Source organism: uncultured Sulfitobacter sp. (genome assembly GCF_947500075.1).
Lineage (GTDB): Bacteria > Pseudomonadota > Alphaproteobacteria > Rhodobacterales > Rhodobacteraceae > Sulfitobacter.
Genome location: NZ_CANMQS010000002.1, coordinates 326,624 through 344,591, shown reverse-complemented (window position 1 = coordinate 344,591; position 17,968 = coordinate 326,624). Strand labels below are relative to the sequence as shown.

16 protein-coding genes are annotated in these 17,968 nt (G+C 63.1%); 7 read left to right on the top strand and 9 right to left on the bottom strand.

The genetic code is table 11. The features are described from left to right. Positions 1-53 precede the first annotated feature (53 nt). Positions 54-1,250, bottom strand: coding sequence for an aminotransferase class I/II-fold pyridoxal phosphate-dependent enzyme (locus Q1A91_RS06580; RefSeq protein ID WP_299874655.1), 1,197 nt, complete (start codon positions 1,248-1,250; stop codon positions 54-56). Beyond that, positions 1,250-1,927, bottom strand: a complete 678-nt coding sequence (locus tag Q1A91_RS06575) for an HAD-IA family hydrolase (protein ID WP_299874652.1) — start codon at positions 1,925-1,927, stop codon at positions 1,250-1,252. The genes Q1A91_RS06580 and Q1A91_RS06575 overlap by 1 nt, the downstream gene beginning before the upstream one ends. A 137-nt stretch (positions 1,928-2,064) precedes the next feature. Between Q1A91_RS06575 and glmU the strand changes: the two genes are divergently transcribed. The 4 genes from glmU to Q1A91_RS06555 are packed head-to-tail and all read left to right on the top strand — an operon-like array spanning position 2,065 to position 6,477. Continuing rightward, complete coding sequence (glmU, locus tag Q1A91_RS06570; RefSeq protein ID WP_299874648.1) at positions 2,065-3,417, top strand: bifunctional UDP-N-acetylglucosamine diphosphorylase/glucosamine-1-phosphate N-acetyltransferase GlmU; 1,353 nt, start codon at positions 2,065-2,067, stop codon at positions 3,415-3,417. 2 nt (positions 3,418-3,419) lie between these two features. Further along, positions 3,420-5,240 carry a glutamine--fructose-6-phosphate transaminase (isomerizing) gene (glmS, locus tag Q1A91_RS06565; protein ID WP_299874645.1) on the top strand — a complete coding sequence of 607 codons (1,821 nt, stop codon included), beginning with the start codon at positions 3,420-3,422 and terminating at the stop codon, positions 5,238-5,240. A 3-nt stretch (positions 5,241-5,243) separates the two neighbouring features. Beyond that, on the top strand, positions 5,244-5,798 hold the full coding sequence (locus tag Q1A91_RS06560; RefSeq protein ID WP_299874642.1) for a pyridoxamine 5'-phosphate oxidase family protein: 555 nt from the start codon (positions 5,244-5,246) through the stop codon (positions 5,796-5,798). After that, positions 5,782-6,477 carry a DNA alkylation repair protein gene (locus Q1A91_RS06555; protein ID WP_299874639.1) on the top strand — a complete coding sequence of 232 codons (696 nt, stop codon included), beginning with the start codon at positions 5,782-5,784 and terminating at the stop codon, positions 6,475-6,477. The genes Q1A91_RS06560 and Q1A91_RS06555 overlap by 17 nt, the downstream gene beginning before the upstream one ends. A gap of 195 nt (positions 6,478-6,672) precedes the next feature. Here the strand turns inward: Q1A91_RS06555 and Q1A91_RS06550 are convergent, their stop codons facing one another. Further along, entirely contained in the window at positions 6,673-7,203 is a 531-nt protein-coding gene (locus Q1A91_RS06550; RefSeq protein WP_299874636.1) for a hypothetical protein, read from the bottom strand. 86 nt (positions 7,204-7,289) lie between these two features. Here Q1A91_RS06550 and moaA point away from each other — a divergent pair, with 86 nt between their 5' ends. The 3 genes from moaA to Q1A91_RS06535 are packed head-to-tail and all read left to right on the top strand — an operon-like array spanning position 7,290 to position 10,611. Further along, on the top strand, positions 7,290-8,297 hold the full coding sequence (moaA, locus tag Q1A91_RS06545; protein ID WP_299874633.1) for a GTP 3',8-cyclase MoaA: 1,008 nt from the start codon (positions 7,290-7,292) through the stop codon (positions 8,295-8,297). A 3-nt stretch (positions 8,298-8,300) separates the two neighbouring features. Continuing rightward, on the top strand, positions 8,301-9,581 hold the full coding sequence (locus Q1A91_RS06540; RefSeq protein ID WP_299874631.1) for a 3-deoxy-D-manno-octulosonic acid transferase: 1,281 nt from the start codon (positions 8,301-8,303) through the stop codon (positions 9,579-9,581). After that, the gene (locus tag Q1A91_RS06535) at positions 9,574-10,611 is read left to right on the top strand and encodes a glycosyltransferase family 4 protein (protein ID WP_299874628.1); all 1,038 of its coding nucleotides are present in this window, start codon (positions 9,574-9,576) and stop codon (positions 10,609-10,611) included. Before Q1A91_RS06540 ends, Q1A91_RS06535 begins: the two co-directional genes overlap by 8 nt. Before the next feature lie 110 nt (positions 10,612-10,721). On the opposite strand, the gene Q1A91_RS06530 is transcribed toward Q1A91_RS06535, so the two are convergent. From Q1A91_RS06530 to Q1A91_RS06505, 6 genes are read right to left on the bottom strand one after another with little or no spacing between them, the layout of a single operon-like run. Next, positions 10,722-11,888: a M20 aminoacylase family protein gene (locus tag Q1A91_RS06530; RefSeq protein WP_299874625.1), complete on the bottom strand. Its 1,167-nt coding sequence runs from the start codon at positions 11,886-11,888 to the stop codon at positions 10,722-10,724. 52 nt (positions 11,889-11,940) lie between these two features. Beyond that, positions 11,941-13,107 (bottom strand): M20 aminoacylase family protein, encoded by a 1,167-nt coding sequence (locus Q1A91_RS06525; protein ID WP_299874622.1) that lies wholly within the window; start codon positions 13,105-13,107, stop codon positions 11,941-11,943. 25 nt (positions 13,108-13,132) lie between these two features. Then, positions 13,133-14,476, bottom strand: a complete 1,344-nt coding sequence (locus tag Q1A91_RS06520; RefSeq protein WP_299874619.1) for an FAD-binding oxidoreductase — start codon at positions 14,474-14,476, stop codon at positions 13,133-13,135. A 7-nt stretch (positions 14,477-14,483) separates the two neighbouring features. Next, entirely contained in the window at positions 14,484-15,647 is a 1,164-nt protein-coding gene (argE, locus tag Q1A91_RS06515; protein ID WP_299874616.1) for an acetylornithine deacetylase, read from the bottom strand. Continuing rightward, positions 15,644-16,018, bottom strand: coding sequence for a VOC family protein (locus Q1A91_RS06510; RefSeq protein WP_299874614.1), 375 nt, complete (start codon positions 16,016-16,018; stop codon positions 15,644-15,646). The genes argE and Q1A91_RS06510 overlap by 4 nt, the downstream gene beginning before the upstream one ends. An 8-nt stretch (positions 16,019-16,026) precedes the next feature. Further along, positions 16,027-17,859, bottom strand: a complete 1,833-nt coding sequence (locus tag Q1A91_RS06505) for an ABC transporter ATP-binding protein (protein WP_299874611.1) — start codon at positions 17,857-17,859, stop codon at positions 16,027-16,029. Positions 17,860-17,968: the final 109 nt, after the last annotated feature.

Here is a 17,968-nt window from a genome sequence, read left to right as displayed (position 1 = left end):
CAAACAAATAATGTAATGCGGCGCAGCCGCTCCTTCAGATCACGCCCGCCACATCACGCTGCCGCCTGATAGACCGCACTGACCTCCGCCCGAATGATCCGCGCAATCAACGCGCAATCCTCCAGCGAGAATGTCAACGGCACGCGCATGTCGATAATGCCACCCAAAACCCGGTCGCTCGCTGGCATCCGGGGGGCATCCACATAGCGCCAGCTGTCATAGCGGCTGGTGAAGCCCACCGGCTCCGCGCCGCCGAACCATTTCAACTCCACGCCCCTTGCCGCACAACGGGCCAGCACCTCTGCCACCTTGGTCTCCCCCCAATCCAGCAAAAGGAATTGGATCGAAGACCCCACGATGGTCTCCTCCTCGGGCCGCTCGATCACCCGCAGACCGGGTGTGTCCCTCAAGCCCTTTTCAATCTCGTAATATCGCGCATTCCAGCGCTCACACTGCGTCTGCAAATCCTGCAACTGCGGGCGCAGAATGGCGGCGCGCAAGTTGTCCATACGGCCTGAAATATTGGGTGTCTCATAGCGGATCTTGGCAAAGGCTTCCGGGGGCGGCCCGGCCGCGTGACGCGCGTACAGCATATATGACCCCGACAGGATGATCGCGCGCGCCGCCACCTCCGCATCATCGGTGACAAACAACCCTCCCTCGCCGGAGTTCACATGTTTGTACGTCTGGCAGGAGTAACACCCCACCTTCCCCTGCGTCCCCGACGGCACGCCCTTCCACGCGGCCCCCATGGTATGCGCGCAATCCTCGATCACGGTCACACCTGCCGCATCACAGATCGCCATCAGCGCCTCCATGTCGGCCAGATGACCGCGCATATGGCTCAAGAGCAGCACATCGGCCTGATCCGCCTTGGCGCGCAGATCGTCCAGATCAATCACAAGATTTTCCGTGACGCCAACAAACACCGGGACGGCCCCCACGGCCGCAATCGCGCCGGGCACCGGGGCCAGCGTAAACGTGTTGGTCAGCACCTTATCGCCCGGCTTCACCCCCACCGCGCGCAGCGCCGTGGCCATCGCATAGCCGCCCGAGGCCACTGCAAGGCAGTATTTCGACCCCACCATCGCGGCGAATTCCTGCTCCAGCAAGGCGGTCTGCGCCATCTCGCCCTCAGCGGTGTTATAGCGGTGCAACCGGCCTGAACGCATCACCTCCACGGCGGCTGCAATGGCCGCCTCCGGGATGGGCTCTTGCTGGGTGAAACTACCTTTGAATACGTCCGACATCACGCAACCTTTCCGATCAAATCTTCCACAAGCCCCGGCAGGTCCGCATAGTCCTGCAACAGCGCCTCCGGCTCCAGTGCCGCCATATCGCCCCCCGCAGGGCCAAAGGTGACCAGCACGCAGGGCACGCCTGCGGCTTTTGCCGTGTCCCTGTCTGTAAGGGTATCGCCCACCAGCAGGCAAGACGCCGGATCCCCGCCCGCGCGGCGGGCTGTCTCGAACAAGTGCTCCGGGTCAGGTTTGCGCACCGGCAACGTATCCGCCCCCAGCATCGCATCAAAAGCAGTGCGCACCCCCAACCGGGTCAGCAACAGTTCCGCCAGCCCTTCGGGCTTGTTGGTGCAGATCGCCACGCGGTAGCGCGCCGCCTTCAACACCTCCACCGCTGCCATCGCACCGGGGTACATGACGGTGTGGGTGTCAATGTCGCGCGCATAGGCCTCCAGCAACCTGGGGTAATAGGCATCAAGCGTCGCCACATCCCGCGCGCGGTCCAGCCGCTCCAACCCCAGCGTCAGCATTGCCCGCCCACCGCGCAGGGCGGTTGCGGCATCGGTGGCCGGGTCCAGCATGTCGCCCACGCCCATGTCCTGAAAACAGGCGTTGGCCGCCGCGATCAAATCGCCGCTGGTGTCGGCCAGCGTGCCGTCCAGATCGAATACAACCGTCTTTCCCATCTCACCCTTTCGGCGGAACCCCGCCACCTTGCACACGCCCGATGTTGCAACCCGCAACCATGTTTGATGGGCGCGCGCCTTGCGCCTTTGTGCGAAGGGCGTAAAGAGAAAGCAAGACTGAGCAGAAGAGAACAGACATGAAAACGGCACTTATCATCCTGGCCGCAGGCAAAGGCACGCGGATGAACTCGGACCTGCCCAAGGTTCTGCATCCCATCGCAGGCGAAGCGATGCTGGTGCACGCGATGGCCTCGGGCGCGCCACTGACGCCTGAGCGTACCATCGTGGTCGCAGGCCACGGCGTCGATCAGGTGCGCGCCGCCGCCCTCGAACATGACCCTGAGACAATCGTGGTCGAGCAGACCGAACAGCTGGGCACCGCCCATGCGGTTGCCCAGGCCGCCCCGGCGCTGGCGGGATTTGATGGCATGGCGGTGGTGCTTTATGGCGACACGCCCTTCATTCAGGCCGAAACGCTCAACCGCATGGCGGAGGCGTTGACGGACAACGATGTGGTGGTTCTGGGGTTTGAAGCCGCAGACCCTGCGCGCTATGGCCGTTTGATCCTGCAAGGCGCCTCGCTGGAGCGGATTGTGGAATACAAGGACGCCTCAGAAGCCGAACGTGCGATCACCCTGTGCAATTCCGGCGTGGTGGCGGCCCGCGCGGATCTGCTGTTCGATCTGATCTCTGACGTGGGCAACGACAATGCCTCTTCTGAGTATTACCTCACCGACATCATCGGCATTGCCCGCGACCGCGGCCTGTCCGCCACCGCCGTGACCTGCGCGGAGGAAGAAACGATGGGCGTGAACTCCCGCGCGGATCTGGCACAAGCGGATGCGGCGTTTCAGGCCCGCGCCCGCGCCACGCTGATGGAGGACGGTGTGACGCTCACCGCGCCCGAAACGGTGTTCCTCTGCCGTGACACGGTCATAGGCCGCGATACGCTGGTTGAGCCCAACGTGGTTTTCGGCCCCGGCGTCACGGTGGAAAGCGGTGCCACGATCCGCGCCTTTTCGCATCTGGAAGGCTGCCATGTCTCACGTGGCGGGATTGTCGGGCCCTACGCCCGCCTGCGCCCCGGTGCGGAACTGGCCGAAGACGTGCGGATCGGCAATTTCGTCGAAGTCAAGAATGCCCAGATCGCCGAAGGGGCCAAGGTCAACCACCTGAGCTACATTGGCGACGCGCATATCGGCGCGCGCAGCAATATCGGTGCGGGCACGATCACCTGCAACTACGACGGCGTGATGAAACATCACACCCACATCGGAGAGCGGGTTTTCATCGGCTCCAACACCATGCTGGTGGCCCCTGTTTCAGTGGGCGATGGCGCGATGACCGGCAGCGGGTCGGTGATCACTTCGGACGTGGAGCCGGACGCGCTGGCGCTGGCGCGCGCGCCACAGGTGGAAAAACCGGGCATGGCCCGCAAATTGTTCGAAATGTTAAAGGCCAAAAAGGCCAGAGCACAAAGAGGCAGCTGAAAATGTGTGGAATTATCGGGGTCCTGGGCAACAACGAAGTGGCTCCCATCCTTGTTGAGGCGCTCAAACGGCTCGAATATCGGGGCTATGACAGCGCCGGAATTGCGACGGTCAACAACGGCGCGCTGGACCGGCGGCGGGCCGTGGGCAAGCTGGTGAACCTCAGCGATCTGCTGGTGCATGAACCGCTGGCGGGCAAGGCCGGGATCGGCCACACCCGCTGGGCCACCCATGGCGCGCCCACGATTGGCAACGCGCACCCGCACAAGGCGGGCCCGGTGGCCGTGGTGCACAACGGGATCATCGAAAACTTCCGGGAATTGCGGGAGGAGCTTGCCGACAACGGCGTTGCCTTCGAGACGGAGACAGACACCGAAACCGTCGCCCTGCTGACGCATTACTATATGTCGCAGGGGTCCTCTGCGGTGGAGGCCGCACGCCAGACCGTGGCGCGGCTGGACGGTGCCTTTGCCTTGGCGTTCCTCTTTGACGGGGAAGAAGACCTGATGATCGCGGCGCGCAAAGGCTCCCCCCTGGCCATCGGCTATGGCGCGGGAGAGATGTTCATCGGCAGCGACGCGATTGCGCTGTCGCCCCTCACGGACCGGATCAGCTATCTGGAGGAAGGCGACATGGCCGTGATCACCCGCACTGATGTGGAGATCACGGATGCGCGCGGCGCCATCGCCAACCGCGAAGTGCGCACCATCCAGATCGACGCCACCCGGATCGACAAAGGCGGCCACAAACACTTCATGGCCAAGGAGATCGCCGAACAGCCCGGCGTGATTGGGCAGGCCCTGCAACACTACATTGGCACCTCTGACGACATTACCCTGCCCGGCGGCGGCATGGATTTCAGCAAGATCGACCGGATCACCATGGTCGCCTGCGGCACGGCCTTCTATGCCTGCCTGACAGCGAAATACTGGTTTGAACAGATCGCGCGTCTGCCGGTTGAGGTCGATGTGGCCTCCGAATTCCGCTACCGTGAGCCGCCGATCCCTGAGCGCACGCTGGCCATCTTCGTCAGCCAATCGGGGGAAACGGCGGATACGCTGGCCGCATTGCGCTATTGCGAAGGCAAGGCCAGCAGCATCGCATCGGTGGTCAATGTGCCCGAAAGCTCCATCGCGCGGGAAAGCGATCTGACGCTGCCAATCTATGCGGGTGTCGAAGTGGGCGTTGCCTCCACCAAGGCGTTCACCTGCCAGTTGACGGTGCTGTTCCTGCTGGTGCTGAAAGCCGCGCGGGACCGGGGCACGCTGGATGACGCAGCCTTTGCCGATCACCTCAGCGCACTGCGCAGCCTGCCGGGGGTGATCAACGCAGCGCTTGGCAAGAACGACGCGATGCGCGCCGCCGCCCGCAAGCTGTCCACAGCGCGGGACGTGCTTTTCCTGGGACGCGGGCAGATGTATCCGCTGGCGTTGGAAGGTGCGCTTAAACTAAAGGAAATCAGCTATATACACGCCGAAGCTTACGCATCTGGAGAGTTGAAACACGGCCCCATCGCGCTGGTGGATGACGCGGTGCCGGTGATCGTCATGGCCCCGCGCGATGTGCTGTTCGACAAGACCGTCAGCAATATGCAGGAGGTGATGGCACGCAAGGGCAAGGTGATCCTGATCTCCGACAGCGAAGGGTTGGGCGAAGCCAGCGAAGGGGTCTGGACCACGATCGAGATGCCGCGCATCTCTGACGCGCTGACCCCGATCCTCTATGCGATCCCGGCGCAATTGCTGGCCTATCACACGGCGGTGGCCAAGGGCACGGACGTCGACCAGCCCCGCAACCTCGCCAAATCCGTGACGGTGGAGTAACCGATGGCCAAGCAGTTCGACAGCCTCAGCGACGATCACATCGGTTTCATCACCGCGCAGCATATCTTCTTTGTCGGTACTGCCGCGGACCAAGGCAAGGTGAACATCTCACCCAAAGGCATGGATTCGCTGCGTATTCTCGGACCCAATCGCATCATCTGGCGCAACTGGACCGGTTCAGGCAATGAAACGGCGGCGCATCTGGCGCTGAAAAACCGCATGACGCTGATGTGGTGCGGGTTTGAGAAACGCCCGATGATCATGCGCGCCTATGGCAGCGCGCAGACGCTGCATCCCCGTGATGCGGATTTCGACGGGCTGAATGCCGATTTTCCGCCCACTGAAGGCGCGCGCCAGATCTATGACATGCGCGTTGAGATGGTGCAGACCAGCTGCGGCTTTGCGGTGCCCTTTTTTGAGCATGCAGGCCCGCGCGCGGTGCTGGAGGAGTGGACCAGAGGCAAAGGGCCCGACGGCATTGCCACCTATTGGGATGAGCGCAACCAGCACAGCATCGACGGGCTGCCCACACATATCCTGAATGCCGCAGATGATTGAGCTGTACCTTGCGCAGCTGGAAGCCTTGGCTGACCCCGCCCGGGCCGAAGGGATGCAGGGCTATCACAAAGTCAAACGCCGCTACCTGGGCCTGTCCAATCCGCAGATCAACGACTTGACCAAAGCCTGGCGGGCTGAGACCGATGCCGCGATGCGCGTGGCGATTGCGGATGGGCTGTGGCAAACCGACATTTATGAAGCCCGACTTGCTGCCGCCAAACTCCTTACTCAGGCGCGCATTCGGCCGGATGACACAGCTGCATGGCGGCTGATCGCCTCATGGTGCCCGGATTTTGACAGCTGGGCGATTGCCGATCACGCCTGCATGGCGGGGCAAAAGCGCCTCGTCGCGGATCCCACGCGGCTGGATGAAGTCGAAGGCTGGATCAGCTCCGATCACATGTGGACCCGCCGCGCGGCCCTTGTGTCCACCCTGCCCTGGACCAAACAGAACCACCCCAAGCCCGCAGAATTGGCCGCCCGCGACCGGATCCTGGGCTGGGCCGCAACGCTGACCCCCGATCACACATGGTTCATCCAGAAAGCCATCGGCTGGTGGCTGCGGGAACTCTCCAAACACGATGCCGACCGCACGCGCGCTTTCATCGAGACCCATGGCGACAAGATGAAACCCTTCGCCGTCAAAGAAGCCCTGCGCCACCTGAAGAAGACCACCTGACCTTCCCTCTGGGCTGGAGCCGCCTTCGCTTGAGCACAGACAGGACGGAAGGATGGCGGATTGCCAAGAGGAATCGCCGAGGGACCCGCTTGCGGGATACGGCTATTCCTCTTGGGAAGCTGACAGCCTTCTGTCATGGCAGGGATCAAGTGACGGTGGCTCCAGCCCCTCTGGGATGGTGAGCCTGAAGCCCCCTTAACTCTCCAAAGCCACGTCAACTTCCGTCAAATCCGTCAACGACGCCCCGATCAACCGCAAAGCCGCAAGCGACATCCGGCTGCCCCCTGTCGGTGGCCCCTCAAGGGGGAGGAGCGTCACAAGCGACGACTGGCCCGTTGCGGGGTTCGTCACGCGGCCCTGTGCCTCTGCCGTGACCAGCGGGGTTTTCAGCCACAGTCCCGGTTCGGATGCCGCGCCCAAAGACACAACCGTGCGGCCAAGGACCTGCCCGCCCCCGGTTGCGGGTGCCGTTGCGGCCGCGCGTTGTTCGGGCGTTGTCGTGTCAAACGCTTCCACCGTTGCGGCATTTGCTGGTGGGGCTACGGCGGTGGTGGCAGGTGGCAGGGGGCTTTCCCCGACAGGGGGGGCGGTCTGCACAAAGGGGTCGGCGGGGGCGCCCGTTTCCGCGGGTGCCCGGCTCAACCCGATGCGTTCGGACAGGTCCGTTACGGTTGCACAGGCAGAAAGGGCGGCACTGACGGTCAGTAGACAAAGAATGCGTATCATGACCCAAGACTACTCCCGCCGGATCAAAGCGGCAATTGCCGAAATGCGACTTGCTTGGGGGCAAACGGCAGCTTACCTATAGGCCCATGAATGCTCCATTGATTGATCCTTTCGCCCGCGCCATCACCTACCTGCGCGTCTCGGTCACGGACCGCTGCGATTTCCGCTGCGTCTATTGCATGTCGGAGAACATGACGTTCCTGCCCAAGAAGGAACTGCTGACGCTGGAAGAGCTGGACCGCATGTGTTCCACCTTCGTCGATCTGGGCGTGCAAAAGCTGCGCATCACCGGCGGGGAGCCTTTGGTCCGGCGTGACATCATGACGTTCTTCAACGGCATGTCCCGGCATCTTGAGGCAGGCACGCTCAAGGAGTTGACGCTGACCACCAATGGCAGCCAGCTGGAGCGGTTTGCCGATCAGCTTTATGCAGCGGGCGTGCGGCGGGTGAATATCTCCCTCGATACGCTGGACGAACAGAAATTTGCGGACATCACCCGTTGGGGCCGTCTGGCACAGGTGCTGCGCGGCGTGGATGCGGCACAAAAGGCCGGGCTGCGGGTCAAGATCAACGCGGTGGCCCTGAAGGGTTTCAATGAGGCAGAACTGCCCGCCATAACCAGGTGGTGTGCGGAAAGGGACATGGATCTGACCTGGATCGAAGTCATGCCGATGGGCGATCTGGGCAATGAGGACCGGCTGGAGCAATATTGGTCCCTCAAGGACGTCCGCGCCACCTATGCAGAGCATTACACCGTCACCGATCTGGCGGAGCAGACGGGCGGGCCCGCGCGCTATGTCCGGCTGGAGGAAACCGGGCAGAAGATCGGCTTCATCACGCCGCTGAGCCATAATTTCTGCGAAAGCTGCAACCGCGTGCGGATCACCTGCACCGGAGAGATTTACATGTGTCTGGGTCAGGAAGACGTGGCCGATCTGCGCGCCCCCCTGCGCGCGCATCCCGACGATGATGGCCCCTTGCAGGACGCCATCCGCGCCGCGATTGACCGCAAGCCCAAGGGCCATGATTTCGACTATTCCCGCCAGCGTCTTGACGGCCAGATGCCCCGCCATATGAGCCATACAGGCGGCTAAGGCGTGCCCTTGCTCTATCGTGCTTGGGTCGCGGTTTCTGCGCTGCTCTTGCCGTTCATTGCCCGCCGGGAGGTGGGCAAGCTGCGCAAGGCCGGGCTGTCTGTGGACCGCGCCCATGAGAAACTGGGCAATGCAAGTCTGCGCAGGCCCAAAGGTGCCCCGCTGATCTGGTTTCACAGCGCCTCTGTCGGGGAAAGCCTGTCGGTGCTGGCGCTGATCACGCGGATGGGGGTGATCCTGCCAAATGCCCAGTTCTTGATGACCTCCGGCACCGCGACCTCTGCGGCGCTGGTGGGCACGCGGTTGCCGCCGCGCTGCGTGCACCAGTTTGCGCCCCTCGATGCGGGCGGGCCGTTGAAACGGTTTCTAAGACACTGGAAGCCCGACGCGGCGATTTTCGTGGAAAGTGAGCTGTGGCCGCAGATGCTGCGGCGGACCCATGACAGTGGGGCGGCGATGGCGATGGTCAACGCCCGGCTGTCGGAAAAATCGCTGGGGCAGTGGGAAAAGCAGCCTGCGCTGGCGCGCTATCTGTTGGAGGTTTTTGACCTGATCCTCACGCAGAATGACGCGATGGCGGAGAGTATGGTGGCGATTGGCGCGCCTGCGGCACGGGTGGCGCGGGGGGTGAACCTCAAATCCATGGCCGGGCCGCTGCCGGTGGATGAAGATGCGCTTTATGAGGCCCGCGCGGCACTTGGGCATCGGCCCCTGTGGGTCGCGTCCTCCACCCATAAAGGGGAGGAGGAGGTGGTGCTGGCCGCGCACAAGGCGCTGCTGGAGACCTGGCCAGACCTGTGTCTGATCCTTGCCCCGCGCCATCCCGAACGTGGCGATGATGTGGCCGGATTGATCAGCGCTGCGGGATTGGACATGACCCGGCGCAGTGCAGGCGACCCGCCCGGCGCGCAGGTTTATCTGGCCGATACGCTGGGGGAGCTGGGCACGTGGTACGGCTTGAGCGATCTGGTGTTTCTGGGTGGGTCTTTGTTGCCCATCGGCGGGCATAATCCGTTTGAAGTGGCGCAGGCGGGCGGGATCACGATTGCAGGGCCGCATGTCGCCAACTTTGCCGAAACCTATGCGGAGTTGCACCAGACAGGGGCGGCGCTGGAGGCTGGCGACGCGGATGCCATCGTCGCGCAGATGGGGCGGCTCTTGCAGGACGCAGACGCCCGCCAGACCCACCGCGCCGCGGCACGCGCCTTTGCCGATGCCCGCACCGATCAGCTCGACAGTATCGCGCACCGGCTGATCAAGGCGCTGAGGCTGGCCGATGGCTGAGCTTTTTGTCACCAACTACAACCCCAATTTCACTGGCGTTTCGGCAACGGCAGCGAATGTGATCCGTCAGCAGGTGAGCCGATATGATCTGGCGTTGGTCGGGCAGCCGCTGCCCGGTTGCCCTGCTCCCATGTCAAAGGCGCAGGCGCATCAGGCGTCGCGTCATGCTGCGCCGGAGGGCAGGCCCTTCGCCATCTGGCACGTGCGGCGCAATCCCGAAATGCGCAGTGCGCTCTGGCTGCGCGATGTGCGCCGTGCGCCTGTTAAGATCGTCTTTACCTCTGCCGCGCAGCGGTTGCATTCGGCCTATCCACGTTGGCTGATCTCCAAGATGGATGCGGTGATTGCGACCACCGATGAGGCTGCTGGTTACGTCCCGCATGTGCGCGCCGTGGTGCCCCATGGGGTCGATACGGATCTGTTTTGCCCCGCCCCCGACCGCGCAGCGGCTTGGGCGGCTTTGGGCCATGGCGGCGCGCGCGGGATTGCGACCATCGGGCGGGTCCGGCCTGAAAAAGGCACGGATGTCTTTGTTGATGCGATGCTGCGGCTGTTGCCGCAGGTTCGGGACGTCGTGGCGCTGGTGGTGGGGCGGTCAGGCGGCAAGCATCAGGCGTTTGAGGATGGGTTGAAAGCCAAGGTCGCCGCCGCAGGTTTGGCCGACCGGCTGTTGTTTGTGGGGGAGATGCCTGCGGATCAACTGCCCGCACTGATGCGCGCGCTGTCGCTGGTGGTGCAATTGCCGCGCTACGAAGGCTACGGCATGGTGCCTTTGGAGGGGTTGGCCTCGGGCGTGCCGTTTGTGGGCAGCCGGACGGGGTATTTCGAGGCATTCTCGGCGCAGGGCACGGTGGGGCGTGTGGTGGCGTTGGAGGATGCGGCGGGGGCGGCGGAGGCGGCCCTTGGGCTGCTGGATCAGACGGACGCGATTGCCCCAAAAGCGCGCGAAGGGGCACTGGCCCACTTCAGCGCGGCACGGGAGGCAGATGGCATTGATGCGGTGTATCAGGCGTTGTGGGACGCCCCGTAGGGTGCGCATTCATGCGCACCGTGACCCCGCCAATGGTGCGCGCGATGGTGTGGTGGATGGTGCGCAGTGAATGCGCACCCTACGGTGTTTTGCGTTCAGATGAGAGCCCCTTAATGCGTGATCGGCATCCGCTGTTCGGCGAGGCCCGCCCACCAACTGCACCCCATCGGGATCGCATCATCGTTGAAGTTGTAAAGCGGATGATGCACGGCGGCTGAATCGCCGTTGCCCAGCAGGATGTACGCGCCGGGGCGTTCTTCCAGCATGAAGGCGAAATCCTCACCGCCCATCGTCATCTCCGCTTCGGCACAACCGCCGGAGACGTCGCGCGCCACGTGGGCTGCAAATTCGGTCTGTTCGGGGTGGTTGATCATCACAGGATAGTTGCGGATGTAGTCCACAGTGGCCTTCGCACCGAAGGTGGCGGCGATGCCTTCGCAAATCTCCACCACGCGCTTTTCGGCCAGATCGCGCAGGGCGTTGGACAGGGTGCGCACGGTGCCGCGCATGTGGACCTTCTGCGGGATCACGTTGAAGGCTTTGGATTCGGTCTCAAACGAGGTGATGGAGACGACCAATTGCCCAATGGGATCGGCATTGCGGCTGGCGATGGTTTGCAGCGCGGTGATGATATGGGCGCAGACAACGGTGGTGTCGATCGTTTCATTCGGTTTGGCGGCATGACCGCCGAGGCCTTCGACAGAGATTTCCAGCAGGTCCGTCGCGGCAAAGAACGGCCCCGGCCGGATGGCGAATTCACCCAAGGGGATGCCGGGCCAGTTGTGCATGCCGTAGACTTCCTGGATGTTCCAGCGGTCCATCATGCCGTCGTTGCACATCTCACGCCCCCCACCGCCGCCTTCTTCGGCGGGCTGGAAGATCACCACAGTGGTGCCGTCGAAATTGCGCGTCTCACAGAGGTATTGAGCCGCCCCCAGCAGCATCGCGGTATGACCGTCGTGGCCGCAGGCGTGCATGGCACCGGGGGTTTTTGAGGCGTAGGGCAGCCCTGTCGCCTCCAATATCGGCAGCGCGTCCATATCGGCGCGCAGCCCGATCACCTTGCCGCTGTCGGTCTTGCGGCCCTTGATCACGCCCACAACGCCCGTGCGCCCGATGCCCTCGACCACTTCGTCACAGCCAAAGGCGCGCAGTTTTTCGGCCACGGTGGCAGAGGTGCGGTGGGTTTCAAACAGGATCTCGGGGTTTTCGTGCAGGTCACGTCGCCATGCGGTGATGTCGGCGTGGGTTTCGGCAAAGCGGTTCTTGACGGGCATGGGGGCTCCAGAAATTGGCAAGAGGGGGGCGCGGCGCGCGGTTGCGCGGGGTCTATCCTGTTGGCAGGCGTGTCTCAACCATCTCTGCGAACCAGCTACAGCCTGCGGGGATCGCATCATCGTTGAAGTCATACATCGGGTGGTGGACCGTCGGCCCATGGCCATTGCCCAGCATCATATAGGCGCCGGGACGGGTGTTGAGCATGTAGGAAAAGTCTTCGCCCGCCATGATCGGCGGCGTGTCGCGCCAGACGTCAGGGGTGACTTTTTCCGCGATATCAGCTGCATACTCGGTTTCCCGGTCGTGGTTGACGGTGACCGGGTAGCCCCGGTCATAGGTGATGTCAGCGGTGCAGCCATGGGCTTGCGCGGTGAGGCTCACAATCTCGCGCAGGCGCGTCTCCGTCAGGTCCCGCACATCTTCGTCGAGCGTGCGGGTCGTGCCGATCAACTGGACGGTTTGCGGCAGGATGTTATGGCTGACCGTGTCGCTGCGCAGAGTGCAGACGGAGACAACGACCTGTTTCACCGGATCGACGCTGCGGCTGACGATGGATTGCAGGGCAACGACGACATGGGCGGCAGCCAGATTGGTATCGACCGCTTCATGCGGGGCCGCGGCATGGCCGCCCTGCCCTTCAATGGTGATGTCGAACTGATCCGCAGCCGCCAGCAGCGCGCCCGGACGGATGGCGAATTTGCCCACGTCATAGCCGGGCATGTTGTGCATGCCATAGACCTCATCAATGGACCACCGCTCCATCAGGCCTTCCTTGACCATTTCGTTGCCCCCGCCGCCGCCTTCTTCGGCGGGTTGGAAGATCAGCACGCAGCGTCCGTCGAAATTCCGCGTCTCCGCCAGATATTGCGCGGCCCCCAGCAGCATCGCGGTGTGGCCGTCATGGCCGCAGGCGTGCATTTTGCCGGGGATTTGGGAGGCATAGGGCAGCCCGGTGGCTTCCATAATCGGCAGCGCGTCCATGTCGGCGCGCAGCCCGATGGTTCGGCCAGAGGTGTTGGCCTTGCCTTCGATCACCGCCACCACACCGGTCTGGCCGATGCCCGTGGTGATGTCAGTGATGCCGAAGTCACGCAGGCGGTCGACCACATAGGCGGCTGTTGCATGTTCCTCAAACCCCAGTTCGGGGTTCTGGTGGATGTGCTGCCGCCACCCGGCGATTTCGGCATGGGTTTCGGCAAAGCGGTTCTTGATTGGCATCAGGTATCTTTCCGGGTCAGACCCGTCATAGGGGGGGCAGGATGATCGGACTGCCATCATCAAAACGGTCCGCACGAAATCTGGCAAGATCATGCCCTACCGGCACGCTCATGACCAGAGCCGCCAGCACCTGCCCCATTCCCGGCCCGATGCCAAAGCCGTGCCCGGACATGCCTGTGCCGATCACCAGCCCCGGCAGGGCCGCGCAGTGATCCACGACGGGCACGATATCCGGCATGGTGTCGATCATGCCCGCCCATGTCTGGCGGGCCTGCGGTTTAGGCAGCTGCGGAAATGCCGCGGCAAAGGCCTGCAACATGCGCTTGACCCGGCGGGCGCTGGGATTGGGGTTGAGGACGCGCATCCGCTCAAACGGCGTGACGCTGTCACCGGACCAGCGGCGCGGGGTGGTCCAGCCGTCGGGGTATCCATGCGGGGCGAGTGGTTTGTAGCTTTGCGCCCAGGGGGCCGCGCGCAATTGCGGCAAATATTTGGGCAGCGCGCGCACCGCATCCGGGCCGATGTAGAGTTCGGACATGCCGGGCGGGGCCAGCGTATAGCCGCCATCGGCACGCCTTCGAAACGCCACCCGGCCATCGCTGGCGGTGCCCAGGGTCACTTCGGGCAGCGGTTGGGTCGCCAGCACCGTATCGCGCACCGAAAGCTGTGGCAGGCGCACGCCATGGTTGGCCAGAAACAGCGCCGACCATGCGCCGCCCGCCAGCACCACGCTGTCGGCCTTGATCATCCCCGCTTCATGCACCACGCCCGCCACACGCCCCGCTGCAATGTCGAGCCTGCGCACCGCGCAGTTTTCCACGATGGTCACGCCTGCGCGCGCGGCGATGGCGGCCAGCGCGGGCATTGCCAGATGCGGCTCTGCCCGCATGTCAGAGGGGGTGCGCAACGCGCCAATAGCGCTGGTCTGAAAGCCGGGGTAAAGCGTTCTTGTCTCTGCCGCGCTGAGCATTTCGCTGTCCAGATCGTGGGCACGCGCGATGTCCAGCCAGTTCTGGTAGGCGGCCAGCTGCGCCTTTGACCGCGCCATGTAGACGGTGCCGCCCTGATGCAGACCAAAATCCGCATTGGTGCGCCGTGCCAGGTCAATCCAGGCGCGCCGGGCGTCCTGCATGATGGGAATCTCAGCCGGGTCGCGGCCCTGCACGCGGATCCAGCCCCAGTTGCGGGAAGACTGCTCTCCGGCGATGCGGCCCTTTTCCAGCAGGGTCACGCGCTGCCCTGCTTCGGCAAGGGTCAGGGCCGTACAGACGCCAATCACCCCGCCCCCGATGACAACCACATCCGCGCGCGCAGGCGGCGGGCCGGGATAGCTGACAGCGGTGTCCGCCGTGATCGGAAAGCGGGCCATGGCGCCCTCAGGCCGCGAGGCGCGCCAGAAGCGACTTCATGAAATCATGACCTGCGTTGAATTGGCTGACCTCAATGTATTCGTTGGGCTGATGGGCCTGATCGATGCTGCCGGGGCCACAGATGACGGCGGAATATCCGGCATCCTGAAACTGCCCCGCTTCGGTGCCATAGCTGACCTGATGGGTGGCGTTGTCGCCGGTGATTTGGCGGACCAGCGTCTCTGCCGGGCCGCCCTCTTCGGGGCGCAGGGCGGGGACGTCAAAACGCGGGGTGATCTTGATATAGGTCTCTGGCACCACGGCCTGCATCTGGCGTTCGACTTCTGCGGCTTTCTTGAGGTATGCCGCCCCCCATTTGACCATGTCTTCGCCCGGCACCACGCGGAACCCCATATCGAAGGTGCAGCGCTTTGCGGTGATGTTCTGTGCTGTGCCACCTTCGATCATCCCGACATGGACGGTCGTGAAAGGCGGGTCGAACAGGGCGGCAATCTCATCGGGTTTGCGGGCCATGTTTTCCGTGTTCATGTCGTTGGCCCATTCGATCAGCTTGGCCCCTGCCATGATCGCATTGACCCCGGTGTGCATGATCGAGGAATGCACCTCATGGCCCACCACTTCGGTGACAAAGCCATTCCCACCCTTGTGCCCCGTGACGGCCTGCATCGAAGACGGCTCTCCGACCAGCACGATGTCGCCTTTGGGCAGCACAGGCTGCATCGCCTCAATCATCGGAGGGGCGCCGGTGCAGCCGACTTCCTCATCAAAGCTGAACGCGATCTGAAGGGGGCGTTTGATGTCCGCGTATTTTGCCTCAACCAATGCCCAGAGGGCCAGTGCGTCAAACCCTTTCATGTCGCAGGTGCCGCGGCCGAAGTATTTGCCGTCCTTTTCGACAACAGTGAACGGGTCGGTGTCCCAGGGCTGACCGTCGATGGGCACAACATCGGTGTGGCCCGACAGGACAACCGCGCCTTCTTCCCAAGGGCCCACATGGGCAAAGAGCGCATGTTTGGGCTGGTCGGGATCGATGTAGCGGTGGCTTTCGATGCCATGGCTGGACAGGTATTCCGCCACCCAGTCGATCAGCGGGATGTTGGTGTCGCGGCTGACGGTGGGAAAGCTGATGAGTTTGGTCATCAGCTCAAGCGGGGTTAGTCGTTGGGTCATCGCGCGATTGCCTCACCAAAAAATACCAAAGTGCAGTCTTCGTCTGCCACGTGAAACTCGCGCTGGCCATATGGTTGATCAAATGGCGGGCGCACGCGGGCGGGCGGCAGCCGATCCAGCGCAGGCTTCAACGCAAGATAGAGCGCGTCAAGGCCTTGGGTATCAATGTAGAACGACCCTTCCCGGTCGGGAAGGCCAAGATCCACATCAGCGGAAACCTCAACCAACCGCAGTGCGACGGCATCCCGGCGCAGAAATGCGTAGTTTTCAGCCTGAAACCCAAGCGTGAAGCCAAGGACATCGCGGTAAAATCCGATTTGTCGGTCCAGCGACGTACAGGGCACAAAAGGCGTGATCTGTGTCAGTCGCACGGCACTGCTCAATACCCGCTATCGGTCACCAGCACCTTATGCCCCGGTCCGACTTCGCGGTAGACGGACGGCTCGGGCTGATAGCTGGCGGGATGGATGGGCGACGGGATCGGCTTGAAATTCAGGTCTTTTTCGTCCTTGCGCTTGCGCGGATCGGCGATGGGGACCGCTTTCATCAGGGCCTGCGTATAGGGGTGCTGCGGGTTCTCGAAGACCGCCGAGCGGGGGCCAAGTTCGACGATCCGGCCCAGATACATCACGCCGACATCGTGGCTGACACGTTCAACCACCGCCATGTCGTGGGAGATAAAGAGAAAGCTCAGCTCCATCTCCGCCTGAAGCTCCAACATCAGGTTGAGCACCTGCGCCTGCACCGACACATCCAGCGCGGAGACCGCTTCATCCGCGATGATCAGCTTGGGGTTCAGCGCCAGAGCACGGGCAATCGCCACGCGCTGGCGTTGGCCGCCTGACAGTTCGTGCGGGAAACGGCGCATGAAGCTGCGCGGCAGTTCGACCCGGTCAAAGAGCATCTCCACCCGTTCCTGCACCGCATCCCCGGTCAGGGTCGCGTAGTTGTGGATGGGTTCGGCCACCTGATCGGCCAGCTGCATCTGCGGGTTGAGAGAGGCAAACGGGTCCTGAAAGATCATCTGCATGTCCAGCCGCGCGGTGCGCAGGTCTTTCTGGTTCAGGGCCATGATATCGGTGCCTGCAAGGTTCACTTCACCTGACATCGGCTCCACCAGCCGCAGGATGGAGCGCCCGGCCGTGGACTTGCCGCAGCCGGATTCGCCCACAAGGCTCAGCGTCTGGCCCTTGTTGATCTCAAAGCTCAGATCCTCCACCGCGTGGACATTGGCGACCAGACGGCGCATCAGCCCGCCGGTGACCGGAAAGCGCGTGGTCAGATTCTTGACCGTCAACAGGGTTTCATCGGTGCCTTTGATCGGCACGATGTCCTTGTCTTCGCTGCCCAGCAGCTTCATCGGTTCAGGGTATGCCTTGCCGGTCATTTCGCCCAGCTTGGGCACAGCCGCCAGCAGGGCTTTGGTATAGGGGTGTTGCGGGTTCTCGAAAATCTGCTCAACCGGGCCTTCTTCGACCTTGTTGCCGCGGAACATGACCACCACGCGGTCGGCCATTTGCGCCACGACGGCCATGTCGTGGGTGATGAACATCACCGCCGTGCCGGTTTCACGCTTGAGGCGGTCCATCAGGGCGAGGATTTCCGCCTGGATCGTCACATCAAGAGCCGTTGTGGGTTCATCCGCGATCAGCAAGCGCGGCTCACACGCCAGCGCCATCGCGATCACCACCCGCTGGCGCATGCCGCCGGACAGTTCATGCGGGTATTGCTTCATGCGCCGCGCGGGTTCCGGGATGCGGACCTGCTGCAACAGCGCCAAAGCGCGTTCATCGGCCTGCGACTTGCTGAGACCCTTGTGCAGCCGCAACCCTTCGGTCATCTGGCGGCCGACCGTGAACACCGGGTTCAAGGCGGTCATGGGTTCCTGAAAGATCATCCCGATCTCATTGCCGCGGATGTCGCGCATCTGGCCGGGTTCCATCTCGGCCAGGTTGACGTTGCCGCCCTGGACGCGATCAAACAGCAGCTTGCCGCTGGCGATCTCACCGCCGCCGTATTCCACCAGACGCATCAGCGACAGCGAGGATACCGATTTGCCGGACCCGGATTCGCCCACCACGCAGACCGTCTCTCCGGGATGGATGTCGAAACTGACATCCTCCACACCGACAACCGGACCATCCTTCGTTTGAAACTCAACCCTCAGACCCTGGATCTGAGCGATGGGCGCCTTGGCAGTTTGATCAAGCATGAGATCCCCGGTCCTGTGGATATATCGTTAACAGACGCTACGGGCATTCCGCCGGGGGTGTCAAACAATGTGGATCATCAAGGTGCGATTTCATGGCGCTCACCTGAAC